The 23,562-nt window shown below is 41.8% G+C and carries 17 protein-coding genes and 2 tRNA genes; 13 read left to right on the top strand and 6 right to left on the bottom strand.

Annotation, left to right across the window (positions count from 1 at the left end; all coding sequences use genetic code 11):
* The first annotated feature begins 6 nt into the window (after positions 1-6).
* On the top strand, positions 7-495 hold the full coding sequence (locus tag MSSIT_RS07490; RefSeq protein WP_048171307.1) for a DUF1269 domain-containing protein: 489 nt from the start codon (positions 7-9) through the stop codon (positions 493-495).
* A gap of 161 nt (positions 496-656) precedes the next feature.
* On the opposite strand, the gene MSSIT_RS07485 is transcribed toward MSSIT_RS07490, so the two are convergent.
* Positions 657-1,166, bottom strand: coding sequence for a GNAT family N-acetyltransferase (locus MSSIT_RS07485; RefSeq protein WP_048171306.1), 510 nt, complete (start codon positions 1,164-1,166; stop codon positions 657-659).
* A gap of 183 nt (positions 1,167-1,349) precedes the next feature.
* Positions 1,350-1,443, bottom strand: a tRNA-Arg gene (locus tag MSSIT_RS07480).
* Between the two features lie 443 nt (positions 1,444-1,886).
* On the opposite strand from MSSIT_RS07480, the gene MSSIT_RS07475 reads away from it, so the two are divergent.
* Together MSSIT_RS07475 and MSSIT_RS07470 are read left to right on the top strand one after the other, a co-directional pair.
* Positions 1,887-2,609 (top strand): ATPase domain-containing protein, encoded by a 723-nt coding sequence (locus MSSIT_RS07475; protein WP_048171304.1) that lies wholly within the window; start codon positions 1,887-1,889, stop codon positions 2,607-2,609.
* Entirely contained in the window at positions 2,602-3,456 is an 855-nt protein-coding gene (locus tag MSSIT_RS07470) for a response regulator (protein WP_390175971.1), read from the top strand. The genes MSSIT_RS07475 and MSSIT_RS07470 overlap by 8 nt, the downstream gene beginning before the upstream one ends.
* Positions 3,457-3,729: 273 nt before the next feature.
* Here MSSIT_RS07470 and MSSIT_RS07465 read toward each other — a convergent pair whose 3' ends face one another.
* From MSSIT_RS07465 to MSSIT_RS07450, 4 genes are all read right to left on the bottom strand, one after another.
* Entirely contained in the window at positions 3,730-4,452 is a 723-nt protein-coding gene (locus MSSIT_RS07465) for an RAD55 family ATPase (protein ID WP_048171300.1), read from the bottom strand.
* A 286-nt stretch (positions 4,453-4,738) separates the two neighbouring features.
* A complete protein-coding gene (locus MSSIT_RS07460) occupies positions 4,739-5,416 on the bottom strand; it encodes a potassium channel family protein (protein ID WP_048171298.1) in 678 nt (225 codons plus the stop codon).
* An 87-nt stretch (positions 5,417-5,503) separates the two neighbouring features.
* Positions 5,504-6,493, bottom strand: a complete 990-nt coding sequence (locus MSSIT_RS07455) for a potassium channel family protein (protein ID WP_231590467.1) — start codon at positions 6,491-6,493, stop codon at positions 5,504-5,506.
* A gap of 945 nt (positions 6,494-7,438) precedes the next feature.
* Entirely contained in the window at positions 7,439-9,256 is a 1,818-nt protein-coding gene (locus tag MSSIT_RS07450) for a site-2 protease family protein (RefSeq protein ID WP_048171293.1), read from the bottom strand.
* A 693-nt stretch (positions 9,257-9,949) separates the two neighbouring features.
* Here MSSIT_RS07450 and cutA point away from each other — a divergent pair.
* From cutA to MSSIT_RS07400, 10 genes are all read left to right on the top strand, one after another.
* Complete coding sequence (gene cutA, locus MSSIT_RS07445) at positions 9,950-10,255, top strand: divalent-cation tolerance protein CutA (RefSeq protein ID WP_048171291.1); 306 nt, start codon at positions 9,950-9,952, stop codon at positions 10,253-10,255.
* A gap of 162 nt (positions 10,256-10,417) precedes the next feature.
* Positions 10,418-10,500: transfer RNA gene (locus MSSIT_RS07440), tRNA-Leu, on the top strand.
* Positions 10,501-10,861: 361 nt separating this feature from the next.
* On the top strand, positions 10,862-11,434 hold the full coding sequence (locus MSSIT_RS07435; RefSeq protein ID WP_048171289.1) for a DUF1788 domain-containing protein: 573 nt from the start codon (positions 10,862-10,864) through the stop codon (positions 11,432-11,434).
* Positions 11,435-11,567: 133 nt separating this feature from the next.
* On the top strand, positions 11,568-15,230 hold the full coding sequence (gene brxC, locus MSSIT_RS07430) for a BREX system P-loop protein BrxC (protein ID WP_048171288.1): 3,663 nt from the start codon (positions 11,568-11,570) through the stop codon (positions 15,228-15,230).
* 18 nt (positions 15,231-15,248) lie between these two features.
* A complete protein-coding gene (gene pglX, locus MSSIT_RS07425) occupies positions 15,249-18,758 on the top strand; it encodes a BREX-1 system adenine-specific DNA-methyltransferase PglX (RefSeq protein WP_048171286.1) in 3,510 nt (1,169 codons plus the stop codon).
* Positions 18,759-18,809: 51 nt separating this feature from the next.
* On the top strand, positions 18,810-19,337 hold the full coding sequence (locus MSSIT_RS07420) for an SLATT domain-containing protein (RefSeq protein ID WP_048171284.1): 528 nt from the start codon (positions 18,810-18,812) through the stop codon (positions 19,335-19,337).
* An 11-nt stretch (positions 19,338-19,348) separates the two neighbouring features.
* The gene (locus tag MSSIT_RS07415; protein WP_048174589.1) at positions 19,349-20,338 is read left to right on the top strand and encodes a hypothetical protein; all 990 of its coding nucleotides are present in this window, start codon (positions 19,349-19,351) and stop codon (positions 20,336-20,338) included.
* Between the two features lie 53 nt (positions 20,339-20,391).
* Positions 20,392-21,756: an AlbA family DNA-binding domain-containing protein gene (locus tag MSSIT_RS07410; protein WP_048171282.1), complete on the top strand. Its 1,365-nt coding sequence runs from the start codon at positions 20,392-20,394 to the stop codon at positions 21,754-21,756.
* Positions 21,757-21,888: 132 nt separating this feature from the next.
* The gene (locus MSSIT_RS07405; RefSeq protein WP_048171280.1) at positions 21,889-22,050 is read left to right on the top strand and encodes an AlbA family DNA-binding domain-containing protein; all 162 of its coding nucleotides are present in this window, start codon (positions 21,889-21,891) and stop codon (positions 22,048-22,050) included.
* Positions 22,047-23,555, top strand: coding sequence for an AlbA family DNA-binding domain-containing protein (locus MSSIT_RS07400; RefSeq protein ID WP_048171278.1), 1,509 nt, complete (start codon positions 22,047-22,049; stop codon positions 23,553-23,555). The genes MSSIT_RS07405 and MSSIT_RS07400 overlap by 4 nt, the downstream gene beginning before the upstream one ends.
* The last annotated feature ends 7 nt before the right edge of the window (positions 23,556-23,562 follow it).

The following is a 23,562-nucleotide window of genomic DNA, read 5'->3' as shown; positions in this document are numbered from 1 at the left end:
TGGAACATGAGTGAGTTAATTGTTTTTGCATTTCCGAATGAGACCGGCGCGTCTGAAATGGATGAAACTATAAACCAGCTCAAAAAGGAAGAGTTGATAGTTCTTGATGATGCTGCCACTGTTGTTCGCAAACCTGACGGGAAAGTAAAGGTTAAACAAGCAACACACCTCGTTGGTGCGGGTGCATTAGGGGGAGCATTCTGGGGTATGCTGATAGGACTTTTTTTCTGGATGCCCTGGCTCGGGCTGGCAATTGGCGCCGTTGCCGGTGCAATCTCCAGTAAACTTTACGATTATGGAATAAACGATGACTTCATCAAAGAAGTGGGTGAAACCATTAAACCGGGTGGATCTGCCCTTTTTCTTTTGATCTCAAAATGGACGGAAGACAAAGCTCTTGAAAAACTGAACAAATTCAACGCAACAATAGTGAGGACATCCCTCTCAAAAGAAGATGAACTCAAGCTTAAAGCAGCTTTTGGTGCAGGCGAATGATCGGGTAATAATATGAAAATCGTTGTCTACTATTCTGTATTTCTGCCAGAAGAATACAGAAATAAACCGGAGGCCCTCGGAGACATCGACATTATTGAAAATATGCCCTTTTCGATTTAAGATAATAATATTATTAATTCTAATATTATTAATTTTCTTTTTCAATAATTCTCTTGCTCAACAAACTTCTTGCTCAACAAACTTCTTGCAGCCTCAGCATCAAAAATTTTTATCATTGATATATGTTCTATGTTAGCTTCAAGAAAAATTTCCCCATAGGCGATAAACCCAAACTTCTCATAAAAGCTTACAGCATGGGTCTGTGCGTTAATGTGGACGGCCCCTGTCCCAAGTCCAACAGCTTTTTCCAGAAGCTTTTCCACAACGAGTTTGCCAATCTGCTTTCCCCGGAATTCCTTCAGGACGGAAATCCTTCCGATAAGCCAGGTTCTTTCATTATTACAAAGCCTGCCTGTAGCAACCGGCCTGTCAGATGCATACACAACTACATGCCAGGAGCTAAGATCAGCTTCGTCAAGTTCCTCTGGTTCGGGAACGTTTTGTTCTTTTATGAAAACCTCCCTGCGGACATAAAAGGCATCTTCCAGCTCATCAGAGTTTTTTCCATCAATCCATTTTGTTTTCAATGAAAGGTCGGGTTTCTTTTCCATCAATGGACCTCTTTTTGTAGTCCCTGGGGCCTCTTTTTTGAAAAAAATCAAAGGATTAACACCTTTACAGGTAATTCCGGGAAGATCGTAAAACACATAGACAATTTTTCGAAAGCGAGTTTAGTCAGGAAATGATAATAAGTTCATGTCAAAATTAAAGGAATCGGGTAAAAAGTAGATTAACGGGCCCGCCGCGATTCGAACACGAGTCAATGGGTATCTTCGTAAAAATCTTACTTCGAAGCCCATTAGGATATCCTGGCTACCCCACGAGCCCGCAGTGCCGCAGTAGTGATAGTAACTATCCATATTAAAGGTTTCTCTCAGAATTAAGAAAAGAGGACAGAAAAGAGGACAGAAAAGAAAAACAGGTCCAGAAGGATATTCTTGGGAAAAATGTTTATGAAGTTAAACTGTGCAAATAAAAAAATTAGATAGAATGAAAAAAATGAGAAATTTAGGACTCAAATTAAGCCAAAGTTATAGAAATATTCCCGAAACAAAAAGGAAATATACCACATACATAACTTTTATATTACAAAAGTTCTTTTAATATGTAAAAGTAATTTTCGACATCATATCAATATAAGTATTGGTATACAGAGGCAGGACATGCCATTGTCTATATCAATAAAATTAGATAGAAAATCACTACATCTCAGGCTATAAACAAATGTGAATAACAGGGTAAAATACAAAGAAGAATGAAGGTATACAAAAATGGAGAGGATTTCAACAGGCATAGAAGAGCTTGACAGAAAATTGATAGGGGGTTATCCTGTGAACAAAGCAACCCTGATAACAGGGGTAGCCGGGAGTGGAAAAACTATCTTTGGAATCCATTTCATTTACAGGAGCTGTGTTGAGGGAAGAAAATGCCTGATGATCGCAACCGAAGAAACTCCTGAAGATATACTCTACCAAGCTCAAATGCTGGGGCATGACCTTAAACCGTATTATGAAAGCGGACAGCTCACCATAGAAAACATATTTGAGAGCCGTTCGGAAAGTATAGGGCAGACAAGGTACGGGTTTAAGCCCGAAAGCCTGGACATTGAACTTCCTAACCTTATGGAATTCATACGTGAAGGAACAGAATGCCTTGTAATAGATAACCTGGGCACTTTTGCTCTGAGAGTTTCTAAAAAAAAGCTAAGAGACCAGTTTGACGGACTGGCCTATCTCGTGAGAAAGAAAGGATGTACTACCCTCTTAATTATGGATGAATCAGCATACAACCTGACTCACCAGCTTGCCGAATACTCGGTCTACGGCTCTATTCGTCTCCTGGTAAAAGAGAACGCATATCTTGGAAAAATGGAGCGGTATCTGTGCATACCCAAGATGCGCAGCACTCCTATTTCTCCGGATATGTCTATTTTTGAGATAGCATCCGAAGGAATCAAGATTCATGAACCAGAGGGAGGAAGCTTTGTTGGATGAGAAAAAAAAACCCAAAGTCCTGATCGTAGACGACAAGAAGGAAAATGTAGAACTCATGGAAGCCTACCTTGCCGTGGAACCTTATGATGTAATCACTGCCTACGGTGGAAAAGAGGCACTACAGAAAGTCAGGTATGAAAATCCGGATATTGTCCTTCTGGATGTTATGATGCCTGAAGTCAACGGTTATGAGGTCTGTAAAATTCTCAAAGAAAATCCCGAAACCCAATTCATTCCGGTCCTGATGCTTACTGCCCTTTCGGAACTTGAAGACAGGATAAAGGGGATTGAGGTAGGAGCCGATGATTTCCTTACAAAACCCATTAACAGAATCGAACTCAAGACCAGAGTAAAATCCCTCTTAAGAGTCAAGTGCCTTCACGACAGACTGGTTGCCGAGCGCGACAGCCTCGAAGTAAAGAACCGGGTACAGAGCATCCTTACAGCTGTAATTCCGATCCTGCTCCAGTTTGTCTCAAACGAAGAAAAAAAGGTCATAATAAATCAGATGACAGGCATGGTCGAAAAAACACTTTTTGAAATGTACGATTTTAATGATCAGGAAATGGACCTGGCTTATGCAGGAAACGTCTGCGCCGAGATAATGAACCAGCTGGGAGGAAACTTTTCCGCGACTATGGGCGAAAATGAAAAATACTGGATAGTCAAAGGAACAAAATGTCCCTGGAAAGGAGAAGTAGCCCGCAAAAACCCCATTCTCTGCACGCTTACCAGAAAGATCTTTTCAAACATAACTATGAAAGTAGATTCAAGCTACAGTCTCGAAGCTCTGAAAACCATAGGAAACAGGAATGACTGCTGTGAATTTATCATAAAAGCAGCATAGATATCTTCATTTAATTCCTTTCCACCTATTCATATTCCCTCTTAATTCCATTTTTATAGGTTTTAACCTCTATTTCCAGACGTCCCTATATTTCTGACCATCATATAATGATAAGATATTAATTTTTTCTTAACTGTAAGAAATGCACTGACAAATTCCATGGTCTAAAAAAATGGAGAAAAAAGAAGAAACTCCTGCTTCCATATATCCTTATTTCCGCTGCCACAGGGTTCACTTTTCCATTTCAAAAAGCCAGTCAGAGAGTTTACCAGATCATTTGAGGAAGGGTTTCATGCCTGAAATGACTCTGAGCCCCTGGGGGGTAATGTCAAAGAGGGAATACTTGACCGGGACTGGAGTATTTCTCATCTTCTCAATGTAAAGATATTGCTTTGTCTTTCCTGAACTGTAATTTTCCTGTGTTGTGAGTCTAATCAGTCCGAAAACCATATAACCTGTAAGCCTGTGAGTCAGTTCGTAAGAGTCCTCGTCCATGACGAAAAGGCTTGTACACCCGTTTTTCAGGAGGATAATGCTTATTGAGCTGAACTCATCGGCAAACTCCCTTATATCGTGAGTTATTGCCATTACTCCGATGTTGTCAATGACCACTACATCAACTTCCGATGACATTGAGCTCAGATATTCGATAATATCCGTATCCACGGCACAGAGCCCTTTTCCGAATTTTGAGACGCTTTTGATCTTGTTCATTTTATCTTCGAAAATATTCCTTATGTGGAGCTGACCGTTTTCAAGGAAAGGCTCCAGGTTAAGCTTGAGGCTACGGGCCTGAGTGAGGATATCTGCGGTAAGTTCTCTGGTAAGAACAAGTATGCATTTTTTGCCTTCCTGGCAGCTCCTGTGGAGGAAATGAAGCCCAAGGATGGTTTTTCCCGAACCCGGAGGTCCGGTAACCAGAATACACTTTCCTTTAGGATATCCTCCCTCTGTCAGTAAATCCAATCCTTCTACTCCGGTAGACAAACTCTCCATGCTATCACATCTTTAAACGCGATAAGTTTTTAATGCGAAAATAATTTCTCATTAATTTGATTAAGTAAATCACTTACTTACTATAAAAAGTAAGCATCTATTTTAATATAGTATATTTTCTCCAATACATTTATTCCTGAAAAATTAAATTAAGTTGTCAGAAAAAATGCCTCAAAAAATTTACAGGAAAAGGTGGTTACAAAAGCAAATAGAGTTACAGGTGGTTAAAAAACAGGCCTTAGGTGGTTAAAAAACAGGCCTTTTAGTTGTGCTGATTTACCGGCAATTAATCAAGATATTTCTCCTTAAACTCCGTGATCTGCTTGCTGCTTCCTACTACCGCTACTATGTCTCCTGCCCTGAGTACGGTCTGTTTGTTTATAGCCGTGCTGACAAGCCCTCCGCGCTCAATACCTATTACAGTGCACCCGATTCTTCTTTCGAGGTCCAGTTCTTCTATTGATTTTTTGTCAAGGTAAGAGCCTTTCTCAATGTGGTGCTTTTCGATTTCTATGCCCTCGTAAAGCATTATATCCTCATCGATCCTGCAGACCTTCCCGATACAGTTTGCACTCATTTTTGCCAGCATCTGGCCTGCAACTATGGAAAGAGACCCGACATAGTCCGCCCCTGCCTTGTAAATCTTATCGATGGATTTTACAGAGTTTGCCCTCGCCACGATGGTAGCTTCAGGGTTAAGCCCCCTGCAAATAAGGGTTGCGAAAATAACATTGGTATCATCATTCAGGGCCACAAATACAAAGGATGAGGTCTTTACTCCGGCTGCGACTATGACCTCCTCATCCGCCCCGTTGCCCACGAGATGTTCGAATTCCACATTCTCAAAAACCTTCTCGTTAGAGTCCACTACTACGAAGCGAAACGGTCCCCCGGAGAGTTCGCTCACAATGCTCTTTCCAACGTCTCCGTACCCGAGTACTACAAGATGCCCTTTTGACTCCATCGTTAATCCCTGAGAGTTTTTGAATAATCCCTTAGAGTTTTTGAATAAATTTGGATTAGTATGCCATAAAAGAATATGTCATAAAATTCAATGTGTAAGTTTCTTCAGTTTTGCAAGCTCTTCCGGCGTTCCCACAGCCAGCAGAACGGAGTTGCCCCGGATGACGTCGTCTTCTTTAGGATTAAAAGAAAGAGCTCCACTTTTCCAGATTCCAACAATTCTTGCGCCAGTCAGCCGCTGACTGGATACTTCCTTAAGGGTTTTGCCTATCAGCGGGCTCTTGATGTAAATCGGAAATTCCGTGACGTGTACCCCTTTGAAAATCTCAGTCGTCCCTGTCACCCGGCTTACAAGCCTATCCATAGCCTTTCTGCCTATAAACTGCCCGAACATTGATTTGGGAGACACAACCATGTCTGCACCGGCGTATTTCAGGTATTTTGAGTTTAACCTATCCTCAACGATGGCAACAATATTAAGATGCTGGAACTCCCGGGCAGTCAGCACGATATTTGCATTTCTCTCATCAGACTTGTTGGCAATAAGGATCCTGGCTTTTTCAATACTCCCGTTCAGCAGGGTCTGCTTATCACTCGGAGTCCCGAAAATGCAGGGGATATCCCTGTAAACAAGTTCTTTAATTACGTCTTCCTCGTCCTCGATTATTATGAAAGTTATCTCCTGCTCTGCCAGTTCGTCAATCAGAGTCTCAACCAGCTGGTTGTACCCGCAGATGATGATATGCCCTTTCATACTGGAAGGGACTTTCCTGGGCAGCCTGAATTTGATAATTCTGTCCATCCAGGGAGTGATAACATAAGTTGCAAGAAAACCTGAAATCAGAATAATTCCCGTGACCTGGACGGCTATGGAAAAGACTCTTCCCGGCAACGATGTAAAGACCACATCACCGTACCCTACCGTTGCAATGGTAGTTGTAGCCCAGTAAATAGCTGTGACAGCGTTTGCATTTTCCGGCTGGTGTTCAAAAATCATAATATATTTAAAAAGTAGAATATAAATAATGAGCAGGAGCAAGGCTGCAAGCTTGTATGCCAGATTGGGCCTTTTGCGCATGATTTTTCGAAATTTTGATCTGCGACTCGGCTTTTTTTTCTCAAAAGAAAACATTTTTCGCGCCCTGCCTTATTTATTCTGCTGAACCAGGTCAAAATACCTAAGGTCAAAATACCTGTAATCTTTATTAATATCTCTATACTCTTTATTAATATCTTATGTTTTGGCCGAGTTGTGCCAGCAGAGTTGTGCCAGCAGAGTTGTGCCAGCAGAGTTGTGCCAGCAGAGTTGTGCCAGCAGAGTTGTGCCAGCAGAGTTGCGACTCTGCAGTGCGCTGTCTGTTTCGCTACGCTCAAGCAGACTACTTGATGGGTTAAGAAATAAGCTGAGCTCAAGCAGACTATTTATGGGTTAAGAAGTGAGCTGCGCTCAAGAGGACTAGCTAAAAACAATGGCAAAATAAAGAGATGCAGGAGAGCAGTCTTGCCAAAAAAAGAAGAGAAAGGTAAATGTAATTTACGTCTGCTCTTTACTGCATTTTCAAACATTCTCTACTTTCCGCCTACCCATCTCTTTTTTTTGAGAAAGCTACCAGACAGGTTGGTAGAGGTGTTTTATACTTACACATTTCAGGAACGGCTTTCAGGATATGGGATGAATTCTTTCAGCCCTGGAATGTTTTTCCAATTGCTTTGTTTCTCTTAGTCGCCAGGTCTCTCTGTAGGCCGCTTTTTATCCTGCTGGTGGCCCGGCACAGGCACAGTGCGGCGCAGGAAAGGAAAACTGAGGGATTCGATCGCTGGATATCCTGAATTAAAAGTAACTGATTGATCAAAAAACACCGGAATTAAAAAAAGAAGCGAAAAAACGGGAAAAAGACTTTAAATTCCCGATTTTCGGATTTCGGAATTACTCAACTTAATCTGCTGCCGAATTTCCTGCCGTTTTCATTCGGATTTTGTTCATTTTGACCTGTCCCGTTTTCACTGTTCCCGGTTAGACTATTCACATCCACTGCCCGATGAAAGGCCCGAATATCATGAAGAGGAACGAGAACAGGATCAGCATGGAGAAGCTTGCTGCAATGGAGTTTGAAACCCTTTCCGAAACATCTTCATTCCTGGTAAACCTGTAGATAAGGGAGTAAGTATAGTCCCTGAACACATGGCCACCGTCGAGAGGGACGGCAGGCAGGCAGTTGAACAGGCCTACGTAAAAGTTCAGCCAGCCAATCCAGAGCAGGGAGTTTGCAATCCAGAAAATTCCGACTCCCAGAGGCTCTGCCCAGCCAACGGGCTGATAGAACTGAGCGATTGTGCCTGAAAAACCGCGGAAGCCTTCCCCTGCAAACCCGTAGATAGGAAGCCCGAACAGGATGATCCAGCCCACGGCATGGTTAAGGATGGAAGGGATCTTCTTCAGTGCTTCAAGATAGTATCCGGACTGGGGCATCCAGATAGAAATCCCGAGCATCCGGCAATCAAGCACTCCGTTACTTCCGTAAATCACTCCAAGAAAACCGCTTTCACTCTCCTCCGGATTGGAAATTAGCCTGACCTCAAAGACAGCAGTGCCGTTTTCAGTAAGTTCTCCCGTATAATTTGCAGAGGGGAGCATCTCTACTTCTATGGTCTGGTTTGCCTCTGTTCCTTCCATAAAATCAACGAAGCTCGCAATGCTTCGCATTCTTGTATTGTTAATCCGGAGCATTGTCATTCCGGGCTCGATTCCTGCAGCTTCTGCAGGGCTTCCTTCCACAACCCCTCCTATAGGCACTCCACTGTAACATTTCTCCGATGATGAAGGCACCTTCAGGTCATAAACTGAAACGACTCGGTCTTTTGAGGCATGGACTTGCAGGGTGTCTCCGGGTTCGACAGTCTCGAGATAAGAGAGAAAGTCCATGCCTGTTGAGACGGGCGTGTCATCGACCTGTGTAATTATCATATCTTCCTGAAGCCCTGCAAGCTGAGCTGGAGAACTTTCGTTTATGCTTACGATCATGGCATCACTGAGCGGAGCAATCGCCCCAAGCACGGGCCCGAAGAAGAGCAGGAAAGCTATGAAAGCAACGGAGAAATTGGCCATAACACCGGCAGCAAGGATACGGGCTCTCTGGGTCCTTGTGGCAGTTACTACCGGCTCAGGTTTTGTTTCTTTGGGGGAAAGATCGGGGGATTCATTGATTATTTCTTTTAACTGTTTTTCTTCTTTTTGCTGCTGTTCCCAGGCTTCTATTTCCTCAATTGTTGCCGTTAGAGGCAGCTCTCTTTTTACTTCTTCTTTTTTGCCGAAGAGCTGCTCATCATCGGGTTCCGCAAAACCTCCTATTGGGACAAGGGCAAGCAGGATACCCATGGATTTGACCCTGATGTTTTCAACCCGGCAGAGGATTGCATGGGAAAACTCGTGCACTACAAGCGTAACTATGAGAGCTATCACACCCCAGGTAAATGGAATAAACTCGTTTACTCCGGGGATCAAAAAGATATTTCTGGCTGAATTATACTTTCCGGGCTCTGGCACGTTGTCGTTTAGAAATGAGGTATAGAGTGCAAGGTCCGAAATAGCAATGACCAGGAACATGGCAATCATGCCGACAAACATCATCAGGATCCCGATGTTTGCAAATACCCTCCAGTAACGTTTCGGGCGAGCAAGTACATCCAGTAGCTTAAGCCCCTTTGTTGTCCTGATCATAAGGATAGGAAGAGGCCCGAAAGTGCTTATGTCATACTTTTCCAGAATTCCTTTTCTGTCAAGAACAGAAATAAGGAACCAGTACATTAAAAAAATACCCAGTACAATGCTTGTGCCACTCAAGGAAATTCTCCGAAATAATTAAGCTGAACCAATTATAGGGTTTGGATTATGAGAGATTGAATGTGAGATATTAATGTGGATATATATAGAGATTAAAGGTAGGGATTTAAAGGTAGGGATTCTACCATAGACAGTAGGGATTCTACCATAGGCAGTAGGGATTCTACCATAGGCAATAGGGATTTTTACCGTCGGCATAACTGTTGATCAATTGATCGATTAAACTGTTAAGCAATTACAACTGTATATAGAAAATGCCTCCCATAAAGAGTTGGTGCCAGCAACCTTTGGACGCCATTTACAAGCTTCAAGTTGTTGTTTTAAACAGTGTATACGGGAAAGCAGGTATGCATTCAATTAATGAAAGCAGGTATGCATTCAATTAATTAATGCTGTTAATTCCGTAGTCGATCTTATTATAAAAGCATTTTAGTTCTTCTTTAGATAGCATGAGATCCAGTTTTGAATTATTTCTTTTTCGAAAACCTTTTTCTCGAAAAAGGCATTATATAATACATCATAATTATATAAAAGTTTATATGGAATTCAAGATTTCGGTTAGTCCGAAAGGCGCGGGTCTAAATGTGTATTTTTAAGAATCAAAGGCAATAGATAATAATTATGCGAATTATAATATTATGTATTATTGTGGTATATTGTTGTTATAATAACTTTGTGTGAGGTGCCTGTTTCATGCTTGGAATCGTCTACATTACAACCGGAGATACAAAAAACGCATCCGAAATCGCAAGAGAACTGGTTTCAAGAAAGCTTGCAGCCTGCGTAAACAGTTTTCCGATTTCTTCAATCTTTCGATGGAACGACCATATCGAGGAGCAAAAAGAGATAGCCCTGCTTGTTAAAACTGACTCCTCCCGCCTTGACGAAATTATCAAAGTTGTGAAATCTCTTCATACGTACGATCTGCCTGCAATTGAATTCTGGAAAATCGAGGGCGAGCCGGAGTACCTCCACTGGGTCCATGTAAACAGCTCGTGAGAAAAACTGAAGAGCCTCTACATGAGCCTGCAAATCTGAATCGGAAAAAGGGACAAAAATCCCGGCGTTCATCTCCTAACTCAAATATTAACAGGAAGAGCTTTATTTCAGGATTAGCTTTATATGCTAGTTATAACTTTACCTAATTGGATTTCAAAAGGCGCGGGAGTAACCAAGCGGTCAACGGTGGCAGACTCAAGATCTGTTCGTGCAGACGTTCAGGGGTTCGAATCCCTTCTCCCGCATTAAAATATAATAATCTTTTCTATTATTGCTATTTTACTTTTTTGTTCAATATCTTAAATCTTATTTGCGGTTTTTTCTGAGTTACGACACTTGAAGAGGCAGATTATAAGGGAAAATCAACCAATTGGGATCTGATTGACTCGTATTTAGGAATTTTGAGCATAATACAACCTTTGTTACGATTTTTCCCAAGAAACTGGCCCGATTCCAGCGATGACAACTAAGTCTTGGACCAAAGAGATTTAGCTAACAGACAAAAAATGTTTGACTTAAAAAAGCTTTGAGATTAAAGCAACCAATGATAGGCTTTACTGGCTGAAAATAATAACCGATTTATAGATAGTGCTGTATTCTAAAATTATGAAACTTGAAGAGCGTCTGGAACTCTTTAAAGAAAAAATAAAAACAAAGGATTTTCTGGAATGTAAGGGGCTGGGAAACGAGATCCCATACTGGATATTTGATTATGAGCCTGAAAAAGAACTTTTAGTCAGGGACACAATTGAAAAGATGGTCACAAACTTTGAATCCAAATATTCTGTCAAAATAATTGAGATTAACCTGTACGATCTGTGTCTCAAAATACTAAGTCAGAAGCTTAGCGATGAAAAAATAACCCAGTTTGAAATGAAAAAAGGTTCGGATGCCTTATTGGAGAAAATAAGACTAATTCTTAACCAGGAAGCCACAAAAAAAGAAATCTCCGAGAGACTTCAAGGAGACTATAACATTATTTTCCTGACAGGAGTGGGAAATGCATGGCCTATGGTCAGAGCTCATTCCGTCCTTAATAACCTTCATTCCATTACAGGCAAAAAGCCTCTTGTGATGTTTTATCCTGGGAAATTCAGTGGACTTGACCTGAGCTTATTTGGAGAATTCAAAAGCAAGAACTACTACAGAGCTTTCCGCTTAATGCCAGAGGCAATGTAAATTTTAGAAATTTGCTCGGGATTACCCTATGGGGAGTTTTAGGTTTTAAGATAACATCCAGAATATTAAATTTAATTCACACGGATTCACACAAAAACTCAATTCAAACTAATATTTATTCAGAGTGCTACACATGACAGCCACAGAAATAAAAATAGAAGATTTATTTGAAAAAGATATCAGAAGGGATATCAACGGGGTAATAAAGGTTGATCAGGAAGACGAAAGGAGCGTCTATACCGAACTTGATGAGTATGTGGTTACAGGGGAATCCCGAAAGCATTTTGATACATTTTTCAGAAATTATGCTGCAGCAATTGATGAACCCACAGACAAAATAGGGGTCTGGATCTCAGGGTTCTTCGGCTCAGGAAAATCACATTTCCTCAAAATCCTTTCATATTTACTGGCGAATAGAGAAGTCCATGGAAAGAAAGCACTCGAGTTTTTCAGAGAAAAAATAACAGACCCTGCTATTTTTGCCAATATCGAAAAAGCCGTTACTACAGGCACTAAAGATGTTATTCTTTTTAATATTGATTCCAAAGCAAACACTGCAAACAAGGGCGATGAACAGATTGTAAACATTTTCATGAGGGCTTTCAATGATATGAGAGGGTATCTGGGAGATGTTTTCTGGATCGCAGACCTTGAAGAAGACCTTGAAGAAAAAGGGCTTTATGAAGCATTTAAAACCGAATTCGAGCGCGTAAACGGAGAGCCGTGGGAAGAAAGAAGAGTCACCTATGGTTTTGAGCAGGACGATATCATAGAGGCCCTTGAAAACTGCGGCCACATGAGCAAGGAAGCTGCTACCAGGCTGTTTGAAAACGACGGAGCAGGCTATACTTTTAGTGTTGAGAAATTTGCAAAGAAACTCGATAAGTACTGCAAATCAAAGGGGAAAGACCATCAGGTTATTTTCCTGGTGGACGAAGTGGGGCAGTATATAGGAGAAAACAGCGAGCTAATGCTCAACCTCCAGACCATTGTGGAAGAACTCGGGACCAAACTCAGGGGAAAAGCCTGGGTTGCGGTCACTTCACAGGCAGATATCGATACTGTTACAAAGGAACATGTGAAAGGTTACGATTTTTCCAAGATCCAGGGACGTTTTAACACCAGGCTTGGACTTACCAGCGCTAACGTGGACGAGGTTATCAAGAAAAGGATCCTGAGTAAAAAGGAGGAATACAGGGAAGTTCTGTCTTCATACTATGCTGAAAAGCAGACAATACTCAGGAACCTGCTCGCTTTTTCAAACCGGGCTGAAATAAAGGTATACAAAAACGAAGATGACTTTGTAAACGTGTATCCTTTTATCCCCTACCAGTTCAACCTTGTGCAGAAGGTCTTTGACAGGATCAGAGAAACAGGGTTTACGGGCAAGCACCTGGCAAAAGGAGAAAGGTCGATGCTCAGCGCTTTTAAGGAGTCGACCGAGAACTACTGCGAGAATAATGTAGGGATGCTGATTCCTTTCCACGCCTTCTACGAGACTATTGAAGGCTTCCTTGACCCGATTATCGCAAGAACAATTTCCCATGCCCGAAAAAATGATTTTCTTAATGACAACGACTGCGAACTTCTGGAAATCCTGTTTATGATCAGGAGCATTCCGGAAATTGAGCCGAACCTCGACAACCTGATAGTGCTTTCCATTTCCTCGGTTGACGAAGACAAGATCAAACTGAAAGAGAGAATCGTTGAGTCCCTGCGAAAACTCGAAGACCAGACCCTGATAAACAAGTCCGAAGACAAGTACTATTTCCTGACAAATGAGGAACAAGAGATCAATAAGGATATTAAAAGGGTAGAAATCGAAGAACACCAGATCCTTGAAGAAATCCATACGATGCTTTATGAGCAGAAACAGGGGATCTGCCCGGCTTCCCATAAGGACTACAGGTTTAACAAAGCGATTGATGACAGGGCGAAGATCGTTTCGAGCGCAGACCTTACAATCAAATTCCTGACCCCTCTTTCAGACCAGTATAATAGTAAAAAAGGCAACCAGCAGTCCCTGAGTGGCGATACTTTAAGCAATATCGATTCAACGGACACCCTGCTTTTCATTCTTCCGGAAGACGAATTAATCGACCAGATCAGGTCCTACCTGAAAATAGAGAAGTATCTCAAGCAGAACTCCTCAAACAGGAACAATGTGGAAATCCAGAATATTCTTTCCACAAAGCAGCAGAATGCTAACAGCGCAAGAGCAAAAGCCCTGGAACTGATCCAGAAAGGAGTTTCGGATTCAAGGGTTTTTGTTGACAATAAGGAAGTAATCCCTGAGAAATCCAGCCCGAAAGAGCGCATAAAGGAAGGGCTCGACCTCCTTATACAGAATGTCTATAACAAAGCCGGATATGTTACAAAGGACTATGAAAACGATAGCGAAGTGCTCAGAGTCCTGCGCTCGGACGATCTTGAGAAGTTCGGAGTTGAAGGCAGCGATATAAACAGGCTTGCTTTAAAGGAAATGCTTGACTACATCCGGTTGAAGCACGGGAGAAGCGGCAGGGTTCTGTTAAGCGATTTAAAGGAACGTTTCACGAAAAAACCCTACGGCTGGAAAGAGATGACGATTTCAGGGCTTGTGGCAGTTCTTTACATTAGAGAAGAAATCAAACTCCGCTACCAGTCCGAATACCTGTTTAACGATGCGAATGCTACGGCAAAGCACCTGACAAGAAGAGATGAAGCTGACAAGCTGGTCATGGAAATCAGGGAAAAGACCGGAGAAGAAGACCTCAGAGCCGTAAAGAAGATCCTTTCCGACCTTTTTGAGAAACTGAGCCTACCGGAAAAAGAAGGCGAACTCTACGAGAAAGTAAGAGGCACATTCACGGATGAACTTTCAGTTCTACAAAAAATCGAAGGCAGATATGAAGAAGAGGCGAGCTTCCCTGGGAGAAAACAGATAGAAGCTTATAGGAAATTCCTGAAAGAACTGACAGAAAACTCTGACCCATCAGCCTTTTTCAGAACCGTTGCTTCCCGAAAAACCGAGTTTGAAGAGCTTCACTATGATGCAGAGCCTGTGAAAAACTTCTTTAGCGGCTCTCAGGTTGAGATATTCAGAAGGCTTGCCCACAAGTACAGAGATTACTCCAGAAATATCCAGTTCCTCAGTGAAGAAACAAGAGCAGATATTGAGGAAGTAAACAGAATTTTGAACCTGGAAGAACCCTACTCTCAGATCCGCCAGCTTCCCATGCTGGAAAAGAAAATAGAAGCTTCAATTCAGGAGGCCCTTTCTTCCCGGAAAAAAGAGATCAGAGAAAACCTTGATGCGGTTACGAAAGAGCTTGAGAGGGAACTTTCAGACGGAATCTTTTCTGACGACTTCAAGGAAACAGTGCTTAGACTCTTCAATGTGATCGAAAGGACGATAGAAGACGCTGAGGACTGTGCTCTTGTCCAGAGCCAGGTTCAGATTATAAATTCCCAGAGGGTAGAAGCTTACAGGCAGATAGACCTGGAAAGGCAGACTATCCGGGAAGAGAAAAAGAGGAAAGAGAGCTGGATCTCCCGGGAAGGACAGGAAAATCCCTATAAAACTAATACTGAGTCTCCAGATAATCCGGGAACAAAACATGTGGACCGGGAAAAAGAAATAGAAACGAAACCGGTTCCTCCGGCAGTCCCTTCGAGAACTACGGAAGTTATCAACAATATGTCATTTTTCAGGTCTAGAAAAACGCTGGAAAACGAGGCAGATATCGAGGAGTACGTTACAGAACTCAGAGAGAAATTATTGGAAATTCTCAAGGAAAAGAATATAAGGGTCTAAGAAAGGGTCGGATAAAAAATGGATAAATCAGCAATAATAGAATTCTCAAACAAGGTTCGCAACAAGTTAAATGAAGAAGTAAAAAGCCAGGCAGGCCACTATGGAATATTTCCCAAAGAAATCCACTCCGTAGAAGAGCACCCGGACTCAGTTGTCATCAACGGCAGCGTCTTTAATTCAAAAATCAAAAACCAGCGCTCCCAGCTTGTTAAGCAGATTAAGGAAAAAGGCTACGAGCAGGTCATGGAAGAAGTTACCTATACCTGGTTCAATCGTCTTGTAGCCCTCAAGTTCATGGAGATGAACGGCTGCCTTCCGGACCAGATCAAAGTTTTTACCTCAACAGATCCGAATAAACCCGAACCCGACCTTCTCACAAACGTTCTGAAACTTGATTTTCTCGACCTCAACCGGGATTTAGTGCTTGATCTCAAAGCCGAAAACAAAGATGAAGAGCTTTACAAATACCTGATCCTCAAACTCTGCAATTACCTGAACAAAATAATGCCTTTCCTCTTTGAGAAAATCGAAGACTATACCGAACTCCTTTTCCCTGACAAGCTTCTCCATACAGGCTCTGTCCTGCACGACCTGAATTCAATCATCCCTGAAGAGGACTGGAAAGAAGTTGAAATCATTGGCTGGATCTACCAAGATTATATTGCTCCAAAGAAGGACAAAGTCTTTGCCGACCTGAAGAAGAATATCAAAATCAGCAAGGAAAACATCCCTGCTGTTACTCAGCTTTTTACCCCTCACTGGATTGTCCGTTATCTTGTGGAAAATTCCCTGGGCCGCCTTTGGATGCTAAACCGTCCGGGATCCTGCCTTGTTGACCGGATGGATTATTACGTAAAACCGGAACAGCAGGAAACCGATTTTTTGAAAATCAATTCTCCTGAAGAGATCAAGATTTGCGACCCTGCCTGCGGTTCAGGACACATGCTTGTTTATGCTTTTGATTTACTGTATGCTATTTACGAAGAAGAAGGATACACTCCTTCCGAGATCCCGGAAATGATCCTGACCCACAACCTTTATGGGATCGAGATCGATAAGCGAGCAGGAGAACTTGCAGGCTTTGCGCTGACCATGAAGGCAAGGGGAAAAGACCGCCACTTTTTCAGAAAGCAGGTTCAGCCCAATATCTGTATGCTGGAAAATGTCGCTTTTGAGGAAGGAGAACTCAATGCTTACATAGATGCAGTCGGACGTGACCTTTTTACCAGCGCCCATAGAGCAACTCTACTCCAATTTGCTGAGGCTGGCAATTTCGGTTCACTTATCCACCCAACTTCAAAGGATGTATCAGATCTTTTGCACCTGCTGGGGGCTAAAAACCTTTCAGGTAACCTCTCCCAACTTTCAACTCATCAGAAAGTTATGCAGACTCTGAATCAGGCTGATTATCTCAACCCGAAATATCATGCGGTTATAGCCAACCCGCCTTATATGGGGAACAAGGGAATTAATTCCGATCTAAAAAATTTCCTTCAGAAATATTATACTGATACGAAATCGGATCTATTTTCAGCTTTTATTGAACGGATTATGGAAATGGCGCAAAAAGGCGGTTTCATAGGTATGATGACCCCTTTCAATTGGATGTTCCTCAGTTCGTTTGAAAAGCTTCGCCATAATATTTTTGCAAAATGTACCCTTACGACTCTAGTACGCCCTGAATTTCATGCTTTTTTCGATTCAGCCTATGTAACAATCTGTGGTTTTACTCTCTTTACAAGAGATTTAAGTAATTTTAAAGGTTCATTTATAGACCTACAGAAATTTTATGGTGCAGATTTACAGCCCTTAAAAGCATTAGAAGCCATTCAAGATCCTGACTGTGGCTGGTTCTTCCGCGCCTCCGCCGCCGACTTCCTGAAAATCCCTGGTTCGCCGATTGCTTATTGGACGAGCAAAAGTATGAGGAATGCTTTTTCGAATTTACCGCCATTAAGTGAAACCTTTTTCTCCGATGGAGCTAACAAAACAGGTGACAATGAGAAATACATGAGATTCTTATGGGAAGTATCCAAAAACACCACATTTATAGAAAATAGAGAGGATTTCAAGTGGCTCCCCTGTGCAAAGGGGGGAGAATTCCGCAGATGGTACGGAAATATTATACATCTAATTAACTGGTTGCCTGAAACACGTAATCACTATTCAAAAGACAAGGTAGCAAGGCTTTTAAATAAAAAATATTGGTACAAAGAAGGAATTACTTGGAGTAGAATCACTTCAAGTGAAAATGTTGGTTTTAGACTTTTACCTTCATCAGCAACTTATGAAACTGCTGGAACTTCGATATTTCCCAAACAAAACGACGAGAATGACATTTATTATGTATTGGGAATGTTGTCCTCCAAGATATCAAAAGAAGTATATAAAATCCTTAATCCAACCTTAGTTTTACAGGTTGGAGATGTTATCAATGTGCCTAGGGCACAAATAAAAAATGAAACTATTACAAACAATGTGAGCTATCTTGTTGATTTTAGTAAGCAAGATTGGGACTCCTACGAAATCTCCTGTGGCTTCACCACCTTTCCATTATTAAAATCGGAATACCACCAACCAACCTTGAAGGAAACTTACACCAACCTCTGCACCCACTGGCAAGAAATGACTCTTGAAATGCAGCGACTGGAAGAAGAAAATAACCGTATTTTCATCGAGGCCTATGGATTGCAGGGCGAATTAACCCCCGAGATTCCACTTTCTGAAATCACTCTAACCTGCAATCCATATTATCGATATGGCAACAACAAAACAGAAAAGGAACTTGAAGCTCTGCTACTGACAGATACAATCAAAGAATTAATTTCTTATGCTGTCGGCTGCATGTTCGGAAGATACTCACCAGAAAAAGAAGGACTGATTCTTGCAAATCAGGGAGAAAAGCTGGCTGATTTTAAAGAAAAAGTACCTGAGGCTTCTTTCCTGCCGGACGAAGACAATATCATTCCGATCCTCGATGACGAATATTACACGGACGACATCGTAGGCAGGTTCAAAGAGTTCTTGAAGTTAACTTTCGGGGCGGAGACGCTTTCAGAAAATCTTGACTTTATTGCAGGGGCACTTTCAAAGAAGGCTGAAACTCCTGAAAAAGTTATCCGAAACTATTTCCTGAAGGATTTCTACAGCGATCACCTGAAGATGTATAAGAAAAGGCCTATTTACTGGCTCTTTACTTCTTCAGAAAAAGGAAAAGTGTTCAATGCGCTCGTTTACATGCACAGGTACGAAAAAACTACCCTGGCGAAGATGAGGATCGATTATCTGCTGGACTTTGAGTCGAAGCTGGATGCTCAGAGGTCGCTTCTGGAAAAAGAAATTACTGAGAATTCCAAGAATAGTGGAAAAGCCGAGTCAGAACTTGCTAAACTTAATAAAAAGATCAATGAGCTCGTTAAGTATGATGAACTTCTAAAGAATAAAGCGGATCAGATGATTGAGATTGATCTGGATGATGGGGTTAAGGTGAATTATGAGAAATTTAAGGGATTAGTTGCAAAGATATAAACTTCAACATCTTCCGTTTTTGACCTATTAAGAAAAAATTAAGAGGAATCTATGTCACTTGAGCACACAGTAAAACAAATAAAAAAAATAAGAGTTGATGCTTTACTTGGCAAGAAAAAGCATTTTAATGCAGCAGATAGAAAAGAAAAAGTCAATAACATAGTCGGTGCCATTATAGTTATACTGAATATTTTTACTGGTTCAGTATTTTTTTATCTAATTTTTGAAAATGATACGGATTTTGCGAAATATATTGGGGCGTTTATAGCATTTACCGGAGCTTTACTTGTTGCAGTTAGAGAATATTTTAATTTATGTCCTCAAATAGACGGTCATAGAACTGTTGCTAGTAGCTATCTTGACTTGGCTAAAAAATGTGATCGAATTAACTCATACATATTGGATGGAGTGCTAAGTGAGAATCAGATAATTGAAAAAATAGAGGAATTATCTTTAGAGATTGCTGAAATCAACCTTGCTGCAAATTCTTTTCCTACAAATAAAAGCGATTATGTTAAATCTCTAAAAGGTTTCCAAGCTGGAGAGGAATTATACACTGAGGAAGAGCTAAACACTTAATGGGGAATTTTATGGCGGACATGAATAAACTTATTAATAAATTCATTAAGGATGAAATTTCATTAAGTCGGACAGATATTTCTGAATCCGCAAAGAGCAGAGATTGGTTTCTTGATAGAATCAAAAGTAAAATTGAACAAAGAGTAAATGAACCTGTTCTTTATGGACCTCAGCCATTCTTATATTTTGGAAGTTACTTCAAAGGAACAAAAGTTTCAAACGTTGATGAGTATGATGTTCTTGTTGTGATTGATTCCTATGGAGGCCAATTTACTCAAAATGGGCAAATAGTAGGAAATGGGGTAGGGAAAAATAATCCAAACCATAAATATGATGAAAAATACAAGAAATCAGATGGGAGCGGAGTTAGTCCTGCAAAAACGTTGAATTGGCTTAAAGGAATTGTGACTGAAGTTGTAGAAAGTTATGGAGGAACAGCGCCAGAGAGGAACGGTCAGGCAATAACCGCACGGATTGAAAGTAAAGATATAAACATTGACTTGGTTCCAGCTGGTATATTTGAAAGTACTTTACAGCCAGGAGTGTTTTTTTATGATATTCCAAAGGGAGACCTTAATAACGGATGGATACTTACAAATCCACAACAAGATATAAAATTAATTAATGAATTAGCACAAAAAAATTATAATTTCAAAAATATTGTAAGGATTTTGAAGTATATAAAAAAACAGTATAACTTTTCAGTTTCTTCTTTTGCGATTGAATGCTGCGCAATATCTTATGCAAACGCTAATTATTGGTATTCTTATAGTGACTACGAGAATTTAAAAGGCATGCTCAGTTATTTTGCTGCATGCCTAAAAAATAAAAACATCCAAGACACTTTTGATACTGATAATAACTTACTTTCTGATGTAGGATCCTCTGAATGGTATTCAGAACGTGTCGAAAAAATAATTAACGTATTATGTGCCCAAACGCATGAAACTGATGAGGAAAAAGCATACGGAAGAGTTCATAGTATATTAAGTAATTGTTAATTGTTTGATTTTCAATACATACATCTAATGTGTTTTAACGTGAGAAGTATAAAATGAATCTCCAAAACCTCATTAAATCCGGCGAATCCGAAACCCTCGAATTCAAAGAGAAATTCGATGACAGAACCGTAGAATCAGCTGTAGCTTTTGCCAATGCGAAAGGCGGAATGATCCTTATTGGGGTTTCTGACAAAGGAAATATCACTGGAGTAGATATTGGGAAAGAGACCCTGGCAAAATGGGCAAACCAGGTATCAGACAAAACCGAGCCACAGCTAATCTCTGAGATAGAGGTACTTGAATTTGAGGGAAAGAAGGTTGTAGCGGTAAAAATCCCAGAATATCCCATAAAACCTGTATCTGTCCGGGGCAGGTGCTTCAAACGGGTAAATAACAGCAATCGGAGTATGAATTCGCAGGAAATTGCAGAGATGCACCTGCAATCTACCGGAATGAGCTGGGATAGGTTTCCAGCGGCTGGAAAGTCTCTTGAAGATCTTGACCTTGGAAAAGTCAGCAGATATATCCGAAAGGCAAGAGTTTCCGGAAGGAAAGGATTCGGAGAAGAGGAAGACCCTGTCCAGGTGCTCGAAAAAATGGAGCTTGTAAAAGATGGGAAACCTACCTGGGCTGCAGGATTATTGTTTTGCAAGGATGGGAGGCGTTTTCTCTCCCAGGCTGTAATCCATTGTGGACGGTTCAAGGACCAGACTCTTGTAATTGATGACCGGCTGATTGAGGGTACGCTCTTTGATCAGATCGAAGAGGCAATGGGTTTTGTCAGAAAAAATACCAGCGTTAAATTCGTAATGACTGGAAAGCCAGAGAGAGAAGAGGTCTGGGACTACCCGTTAGAAGCTATCAGAGAAGCTGTTGTAAATGCGATTTGTCACAGGGACTATACAGCTCTGGCTCATATTGAGATCCGGATCTATGAAAATGAACTGATAGTATGGAGTCCTGGAGGGCTGCCTCTCGGCCTTACAATGGAAGACCTTTTCAAGCCTCATGCCTCGAAACTGAGGAACAAAGGAATAGCAGAAGTATTCTTTGACACCAGAATAATAGAGCAGTGGGGCAGCGGCATTGAAAAAATGATAAGTTACTGTAAGGAAGCAGGGGTTCAGGAGCCAGTTTTTGAAGAGTATCAGGGTTTTCGTGTGATCTTCAAAAAAGGGATTTTAAATGAAGAATATCTTAGGAATATCGGTCTTAATGAAAGGCAAATTAAGGCTGTACTCCATGTAAAAGAGAAGGGAAAGATTACCAATAAGGAATATCAGGAAATATGTGAAGTTAAAGAACGGCTTGCGACAATGGAACTCAAAGACCTCGTTGAGAAAGGAATCTTTGAAAAGATAGGGAGCAGGGGAAGGGGAACCCACTACACTATAAATCCTGAGCTCAAGCCACAATGATACCGCATTAATACCGCAAAAACCGCATTAATACCGCATTAATACCGCAAAAACCGCACTAAAGACGCACCAAAGACGCACCAAAGACGCGCAAGCCGCACTAAATTACAGAAAAATAAGGAATAGGGTGCAATGAACCTTCAATCCCCTATCAATTCCGGCGAATCCGAAACCCTTGAATTCAAAGAAAAATTCGATGACAGAACCGCAAAATCAGCTGTAGCTTTTGCCAACGCAAAAGGAGGTATGATCCTTATAAGAGTTAGTAGAGCTGACCGGATGGAGAAGAAATGACTCACTCAATTGCTCAACTGCTCTCCAGGCCCGAAGGCAAAACGCTGGAGTTCAAGCAGGACCTGTCCTCGCCCAGAAATATACTTAAAACGCTGGTAGCTTTTGCCAATACCGCAGGAGGACGCTTGTTTATAGGGGTGGAGGACGATTCAAGAGAAGTTTTGGGCGTTGAGAACCCGCTGGACGAAGAAGAGCGGGTATGCAGCCTGATTGCTGACAATATCGAGCCTCGCCTGGTGCCTAACGTGGAGCTGATCTCTTTTGAAGATAAAACATTTCTTGGGGTGGAGGTCTATCCAAGCGGCTCCAGGCCTCACTGGCTGAAAAAAGAAGGGCCGGATAATGGAGTTTATGTCCGGCTGGGTTCCACTAACAGAAAGGCGGACAGGGAACTCATTGCAGAGCTTAAGCGCACTGCTGAGGGTAAGTCTTTTGACGAACAGGTTCTTCCTGACAGGACGGTAGACGACCTTGATTTTGACGCTGCAGCGGCTTGCTTTGAACGGAAACGTAAGCTTGCGGAAAAGGACCTGGAGTCCCTGCGCCTAGTAACCAAACACCAGGGACACCTTGTCCCTACTGTGGGCGGGATGCTGCTGTTCGGCAAGGATAGGGAGCTGATCTTTCCCGATGCATGGATCCAATGCGGGCGGTTTATAGGAAAGGACAAGGCGGATATTTTCGATCATATTGAAATCCATGAGCATCTGCCAATAGCAGTTGAAAGGGTAATGGAATTTCTCAAAAAGCATGCCATGCGAGGAGCGGATTTTTCCGAACTCAGGCGCAAAGATATCTGGAGCATTCCCCTGACAATCCTGCGGGAAGCCGTGGTCAATGCCGTTGTTCACGCGGATTATTCACAAAGGGGAGCTCCTATCAGGATTGCTTTTTTTGATGACCGCATCGAAATAGAGAACCCTGGAATCCTGCTTCCGGGAATGACGGTTGAGGACATGCTGCAGGGCGTATCAAAGATACGAAACCATGTAATAGCTCGCGTTTTCCGGGAACTGAGCCTGATAGAGCAATGGGGCAGCGGGGTTAGCCGTATGTTCAAAGAAGCAGAGGCTCTCGGTCTTCCTGAACCGGAGATAATTGAAGTGGGAATGCGGGTAAGGTTCATTGTCCATCTGAAAGAATCCATTGTACTACCCAAAGAAAGCTATTCAGGTAAGGTCGAAGTCAGTGTCCGGTTACCGACTCAGTCACCGACCCAGTCACCGATCCAGTCATCGACCCAGTTACCGACCCAGTCATATGACCAAGTTCAAAGATTGTTATTGGCACTTAAAGACGGAGAAAAATCCCCCTCTGACCTCCGCAGTACTTTGAATATTAAGCATCGACCTACATTCAGAGATAATTATCTCCACCCTGCCCTCAATGCAGAATTAATTGAAATGACGATTCCGGAAAAACCCACAAGCAACAGGCAGAAATACCGCCTGACGACTAAAGGGAAGGCACTTTTAGATAAAGAAGCACTTGAAGACGCAGAATGAAACCAGA

This window comes from Methanosarcina siciliae T4/M (assembly GCF_000970085.1).
GTDB lineage: Archaea > Halobacteriota > Methanosarcinia > Methanosarcinales > Methanosarcinaceae > Methanosarcina > Methanosarcina siciliae.
The sequence above is the reverse complement of the archived record's forward strand: the minus strand, read 5'-3'. Positions and strand labels throughout refer to the sequence as shown.